Genomic DNA, 6,833 nt, shown 5'->3' with positions numbered 1-6,833 from the left:
GCGGTCAACGCCTCCCCCGCCAGCCACCCCACCGGCTCGTCATACCGCTCCGGCGGCAGCACGGGAAGCTGCTTCATGAGAAAGTACTTGAACGAGGTGCCAGCGAATTTCTGTCGGGCACAGTAATCGAGCACGAACATGGAGAAGTTTGCCTGCAGAAGGGCTCCCCGTTCGGATGGCAATGCGAGGAGGAACTTGTCTCCCACGGCGTAACGCGGAATCGCGCCGCTGATCAGGGTCCGTTCGTCGGAGGCGCGGGCGATGTCGCGCCAGCCGAGCAGCCAGCCGCGGTCCCACCGCTCGCCGATCTTCTTCTCGACCTTCTCCTCGGCGACCCAGTAGCGCGGCAGCGTGACGAAGTCCGGGTCGGCGTGCTGCTTGGGCGTCGTCCGGGGCAGGGTTCCCATGTTCGCCTGAGCTTGGGTCTGCCCCTCGTACGTTCCCAACCGATGGTCAAAATGGTGGACCATCTTCGCCTCGATCAGCGGGAGCATGTACTCGGCGTCCTCGCCCGACCCTCGCGTGAAGACGTTACCGACGAGATGCCAGCCGGCCTTCTCCAGGTCCTTACGGGTGTGGAAATATTTGGAATCGTTGGCCATGTGCAGCATGGCTTTGAACGAGACACGCCACGGGTTCGACGGCGGCGCATCCTGCCAGAGGACCGGTACGCGATGATAGATGTCCAGGGTGATGCGGGCGTCTCGCGGGGACCGGAAGATCGAGACGGTCCTGGTGTTCGGGTTGAGGAGACGGATCTCGGCCGGTGTCATGGTGAACGCCCGGTCGGCCACGTCGACCATCCGCCGTGATCCGAAGGCGAACGGCACCCGGTCGACTCCGACCTGACGCCCGGCGAGAGTCAAGAGGCAGAAGCGGAAGCTATGGTGCACCGCGCGGCTGAGTAGGAACTCCTCGTTCTCGAACTCCACCAGCCCGGCGAGCGACTCCTTCTCGACGACGTCCTGGAAGAACGGCGCGGTGGTGGCGTCGGTGGCGATGCCGGTGGGCAGCACCAGGCCGGCACGACCGTGCGGGCCGAGGATGGTCCGGGCTGTCTCGGCGAAGACGGCGTAGGTGTTGACGTCGCCGCGGCCGGTGAGCGGGTAGCGGCCCGAATCCCGCAGCAGTTGCGACCAGCCGGCGGACTCCCGCAGGTGATCCTGGAAGTCGGCGTACAGGGCACGGTCGGAGGCGAACTCGCTCTCCTTCAGCGCGTCGATCAGGCGCTGCCGGGCCGCCTTGTTCGGGGCCTTGGCGATCTTCTCGTCCCGGTGCGCGAAGAACTCCTTCTCCTGGAGCTTCACCCGCTCCCACGGCGGGTTACCCAGGACGCAGGAGAAGCCGCCGCGCCAGCCGGTGCCCGGGTTCGCGTCGGGAGCGTCCGGATCGTCATCCGTGCGGAAGACGTCCGGGAACTCCAGATGCCAATGGAAGAAACGGTACCGGTCCGTGATGTCGTCCAGGAGCTTCGCCAGCTCCGGTGACAACTCCTCAGAACCAGCCATCAGCGGATACAGGAGCTGATTCGTGATCGCCGGTGGCCCACCCTCAGGCTTCGGCCAGACGAACGCGGCGCACCAGGCGTTGGCGGCCAGCAGGTGGAGGCGGCGCTCGGGCATGGCCTCCAGGGCCTCGTACCGCCGCGCCTGCTCGCGGACATCCGACAGGGACAGTGCACGCAGATCGATGATCTCACGCAGCTCCTGCCGACCGCGCAGGTTGGCGAAGTGACTGATGTCGGCGGACTTCTGCGCCTCCAGGAAGACAGCACCCTGATTGTCGGCCAGCAGGGCCCTGACCCGGCTGGCATCATCGTCGCCGAACGCCTTGAAGGCGGCGTCGGGGATTCCCCCGTCCAGCAGCGTCGGGGTCACGCCGAGCAGGGCGTTGCCGACCTTGATGTGATGGTCTAGGTAGGCGAGCGGGCGGTTCGGCTCGACGGACGCCAGCCACAGCGAGAACTTGGTGATCTCGACCGCCAGCGGGTTGATGTCGACCCCGTAGACGCACCGCGCGACGACCTCGGGCAGGATCTTCACAATCTCCGCCCGGGACGGTTCGTCGTCTCCCCGGTCCATGATCGCGTATCTGCGGGCGATCCGGTGCGCGGCGGCGGCGAGGAAGTGCCCGGAGCCGCAGGCCGGGTCCACCACGGTGATCCGCAGGAGGTCCGCGGGAACGCCGGATGCCGCGTACCGGTCGATCACGGGGTCCAGCGCGGTCCTCAGCAGCGAGTCGATGAGCGCGTTCGGAGTGAAATAGGAGCCGGTGGTTTTGCGTTCGTTGCCCAGCGCGTCGGCGAGGCGGAACCGCCGGGCCGGCAGATCCGGGTCCGGCACCAGTCCCAGCAGCGACTCGTAGACGCTGCCGAGCTCCGCCCCGCCCAGATGGGCGAAGTCGACCCACTGCCGGCGGCCCCGGTCATCCGTGACATGGCTGAGCAGCTTCACCGCGGCGAGCAGCCGCCGGTTGGGAAGTTCGAGCCGGCGCAGCTCGTCGGGACGGGCCTCGCGGTCGTCCGCACCGGCCCCGCGGTCGTCCGCACCGGCCCCGCCGGACCGGCCCCGCCCAGTCGCCGAGCCACCCGTGAAGTACAGCCCGCCGAGGGCCGGCAGGGCGAGCTCGGGCCGGCCGCCGTCGCTGCCCAGGGCCTCCAGCACCAGGACGAGCCCGCGCCACAGGTCACCATGCTGATCACCACGCCGCCGGGAGGCGATGCGGCGCAGCCGCGCGGTGGAGAAGTAGGAGGCGTACCGCCGCCGGCCCTCGATGATCTGATCCGTGAGGCGCTTGCGGTCAGCCCGCTGCCGCGCCGTCTCGTCCGGTTTCTCCTCGGGAGGCTGGGGATGCAGCACGTCCCGGTCCTCGATGACGAACAGGAAGACCATCTGGTACACGAGCCGGAGCAGCTCGTGGCGGAACTCGTCGGGAGTCATCCCGCCGTGCTGGCGGCCGGCCGCCAGCATCGCGCGCAGCCCGGGGTTGGCCTCCAGGAAACCGGTGCCCAGCTCCGCCATGGCCCGCACGACGTTGTCCCGCAGCTTGTCCCCGGCGACGATGCCCGCAGCCGCCGCATAGGTGTGCCAGCGTTCCAGCCAGCAGTCCGCCGGGTTCGGCGCCGCGCCCGCCCGATCGGGCGCCTCGAACCGCGAGGCGTGCGCGAAGGCGAAGAGCACCTCGAAATCGGAGTACAGCTCGCCGTCGAAGATGGCTTCGAGATCGAACTCCAGGTAGGAGTGGCCGACCAGGGCCGCCGACTCCCGCAGGATCCGCAGCTTCCGGCCGTTGGAAAGGATCCCCCACAGCCGGTCGTCGTGCCGGTTGAGGAACGCCTGCATCATGCGCTGCGGGGCCCGGTCGCTCTTCGCCGGCCCCAGCCGCTGGTCCAGATCACGCTTCCAGGCGGCGAGGTGGACGGGAACGTGCCGCCACTCGTGGCTGATGGCATCGTCCTCGCCGAGGTGGCGCACGTGCGCGACGCGGCCGTAGCCCAACTCGCCCAACAGGACCTGCAACCACAGCTCACGGGTCAGCGTGGTCCCCGTCGTCCCCGGGCCCGTCGCCGCGCCCACCGCCCCACCCGCGGTCACCGACCGCTCCTCGGCGGCGAGCCGCGCGCGGAAGGTGCGGTACGCCCCGAGCAGGTACGCCCAGCGGCGGCTGGCCGCGTCGCCGAGCCGTTCCCCGGCCGCCAGGTGGTAGTCCTCGGCGCGCGTGCCGGCGAGTTCCGGGTCGGCGTCCCTGACCCGCCGCACCAGGTCCCGGGTGAACAGGCTGCCTTCGAGGCTGACGGAGAGGAGCTCGACGTCCCCAATTCTCAGTGTCATGAGCCGGCCCCGGCCGGCAGGTAGACGTAGACCCCGAGGACGTCGGCCCGGTCGTGCGGGGTGACGGTGAGCCCGCGGCGGCGGCGCAGCCCGGCGACCTCCCGGGCCCGCAGGTGGGCCTCGCGCAGCGCCTCGGCGAGCCGCTAGCCCTGTGCGTCCAGCTCAGGCGCGACGTCGGCGAGCTCGGTGATGGCGCGTTCCGCCTGCCGGCGAACGAACTCGGGCAGGGCGTTCTCCGGGTCGACGGCGAACAGCCGGTCGATGTCGGGCGGCGTCAGCCACTCGCGGTTCTCCCCGCGGCCACGGTAGCCGACCAGGCGCGCGTCCTCGGCCACGGTGTCGACGGTCTTCGCCGCGCCGGGCAGCGTCAGATGGAACCGGTAACGCACGAGGAGCACCACCGTGCGCGTGGCCACCGCGGAGGTGCGGAACACCCCGCAGCGCGCCCCCGGCGGACGCCGCACCGCACCACCCGCCGGGTCCACCGCACCACCCGCCGGGTCCACGGGAGCGCCCGCCGGGTCCGCCCGGTCCACGGGAGCGCCCGCCCCCGCGGGCCCGGGATCATCCACCGGGGCGATCACCCCGGTCCGGTCGTCCAGCGCCTCCTCCAGCACCGCGCGGGCGAGCCCCGTGACCGCCGGGTCGGTGCGCACCAGGGCCCGATGGCCGGGCGGAACCGGCAGGTCGTCGTGCAGAACCAGCCGGCCCGCGCCGCCCGGCGGCACGCGCAGGGCGTCGGTGTAGAGGGGGTCCAGCCCGGTCACGTCGGCGACGAGACCGTCCGAGGTCTCCGTCGGAACCACCTTCACGCCCAGCTCGTCGAGGGTGTTCAGGACAAACCGGCGGACGTCGGCCTGGCTGCCGAGGGCTTCCCGCACGTCGTCCAGCACGCCCTGCACCTCGTCCAGGTCGACTCCGCTGTGGGCGTACTTCGTCAGCGTCCGGGACTCCCGCTTGGCGGCGCTGTGCCACTCGTCGGTCACCTCGTCGCCGGTCCGGACGACGTCGAGATCGAGGATGAGCTGCTCGCCGTCCCTGCGGCGCAGGACCAGCCCTTCGAGCATGGCGATGAGCAGGCTCTCGGCGTTGTCGGGAACCGGGACCGTCACCCCGGTGTCGCGGGCGATCCGGCGGTGCTTGCGCAGCAGGACGTCCAGCACGAGACCATCGATGCCGTTGTCCGCGCCGTACAGGGTGACCGCGCGGACGTACGACTTCCGCTGGCCGAACCGGTCGACCCGGCCCTCGCGCTGCTCATGACGGGTCGGATTCCAGGCCAGATCGTAATGGATCACCGCCTGGAAGCTCTCCTGGAGGTTGATGCCCTCGGACAGGCAGTCGGTAGCGACGAGAATGTGCCGGCCCGGGGTGGCGGTGAGCCTCTCGATGCGGGCGGCCCGCGCCGCGTGGGGCAGCTCGCCGGTGACGGTCTCGACCGTCGCCTTCTTCCCGAACGTCGCCGTGAGCTGCCTGCCGATGTATTCCGCCGTCGGGATGTAGCGGCAGAACACGATCGGGTCGTACCCGTCGGCCTGCAGACCCTTGATCTCTTTGATCAGCGTCGTCAGCTTGGCGTCGTGCTCCTTCCCCGCCAGCTCCTTGGCCCGGCCGGCCAGCCTCGCGAGTGTCGCCCGCGCCCCGGCGGAGAGGGTGTCGTCGAGCGCACCGGGGGCGACGTCCAGCCCGTCGATCGCCTCAGCTTCGATCAGATCGTAGGTGCCGGGGCGGCCCAGCGCGTCTGCCTCGGCCGCCGATCCGGCGGCGGCGGTGACCGACCGCGCGGTGAAGGTCGCCGCCGCCGCGGCCGGCGAGGACGCCACCGATCGCAGCAGGGCCAGCGCCGACCACCACCGCACCCGGCGGGTCCGCTCCCCGCCGGGATTCGTGACCGTCTCCCGGGCGAAGGCGAGCACCTCCTCGTGGAACCCGGAGTAGGCCACGCTCATCCGGTACCCCACGTCGCGGTACTGGCGATCCTCCGGGAAGGGGGTGTCCTGCCCTTGATAGCGGCGGATGTCGCGGCGGCGGCGCTGCACGAAGTGCCGGGCGAGCTCATCCCGGCCACGCACGGTGTCCAGGTCGAGCAGCGCGAGCCGCGGGCTGAGCAGGCTCAGCAGATCCCGGAACGCGTCCTGCTTACCGGAGTGGGGCGTGGCGGTGACCAGCAGAAGGTGGCGGGGGCGGCCCTGTTTCGTGGGACGGTCGGCGATGCCGCGCAGCAGGTCGTAACGCTTCTGTCCGGCGCTGCTGGACGCGCTGCCGGCCGCCGGGACGCAGGTGTGCGCCTCGTCGACGATCACCAGGTCCGGGCAGGACCGCGCGAACAGCGTCCGGCGCTCGTCCGTCTTGATGAAGTCCGTCGAGACGATCGTGAACGGGAAGTGCTCGAAGATGGATACTCCGCCCGCCCGGCGCTCCAGACCGGTGACCGTGGACGTCAGGACCAGCTCGGCCTCGATGGCGAACTTGTCGGCCAGCTCCGCCCGCCACTGTTCGGCGAGCGCGGGTGGGCAGAGCACCGTCAGCCCGGTGGCGTCCCCCTGCACCAGCAGCTCCTTGGCGATGAGAGCCGCCTCCACCGTCTTGCCGATCCCGACGTCGTCGCCGATGAGCAGGCGGACCGGGTCCTGGCGCAGCGCGAGGAGCAGCGGGACGAGCTGGTACTGCCGGGAAGTGACCGCGACGGCGGCGAGCGAGCGCAGCGGGCCGGCGCTCGCGGTGAAGCCGAGCCGCAACGCGGTGGCCAGAATGGAGATGGAACGGTGGTCGCCGGCCGCCGCCGGATCCGGCGGCGGGAAACCCACGGACGTCGCTTCGTCCCGGAACAGCCCGGTGACGTACTCCTCGTCCCCACCGAGCGGCCGCACGACGAGGAAATTCGGGTCGTCGCCGGGCAGGACCACCCATTCGCGCCCGCGGGCCTTCACCAGCGACCCCGGCTCGAAGTCGCGGGCCGGGGTGGCGCCGGCCGGGGTGGCGCCGGCCGGGGTGGCGCCGGCC

At 71.0% G+C, this 6,833-nt stretch carries 2 protein-coding genes; both read right to left on the bottom strand.

Features of this window, described 5'->3' with window-relative positions; genetic code table 11:
• On the bottom strand, nt 1-3,830 hold a 3,830-nt coding region (locus AC08OX_RS13225; RefSeq protein WP_476608096.1), incomplete at its 3' end, for an Eco57I restriction-modification methylase domain-containing protein.
• A gap of 143 nt (nt 3,831-3,973) precedes the next feature.
• A partial coding sequence (locus AC08OX_RS13220) for a helicase-related protein (RefSeq protein ID WP_476608095.1) occupies nt 3,974-6,833 on the bottom strand: 2,860 nt, incomplete at its 5' end.

The sequence above is a fragment of the Frankia sp. CoBUL1 genome (genome assembly GCF_978021245.1).
The sequence above is the reverse complement of the archived record's forward strand: the minus strand, read 5'-3'. Positions and strand labels throughout refer to the sequence as shown.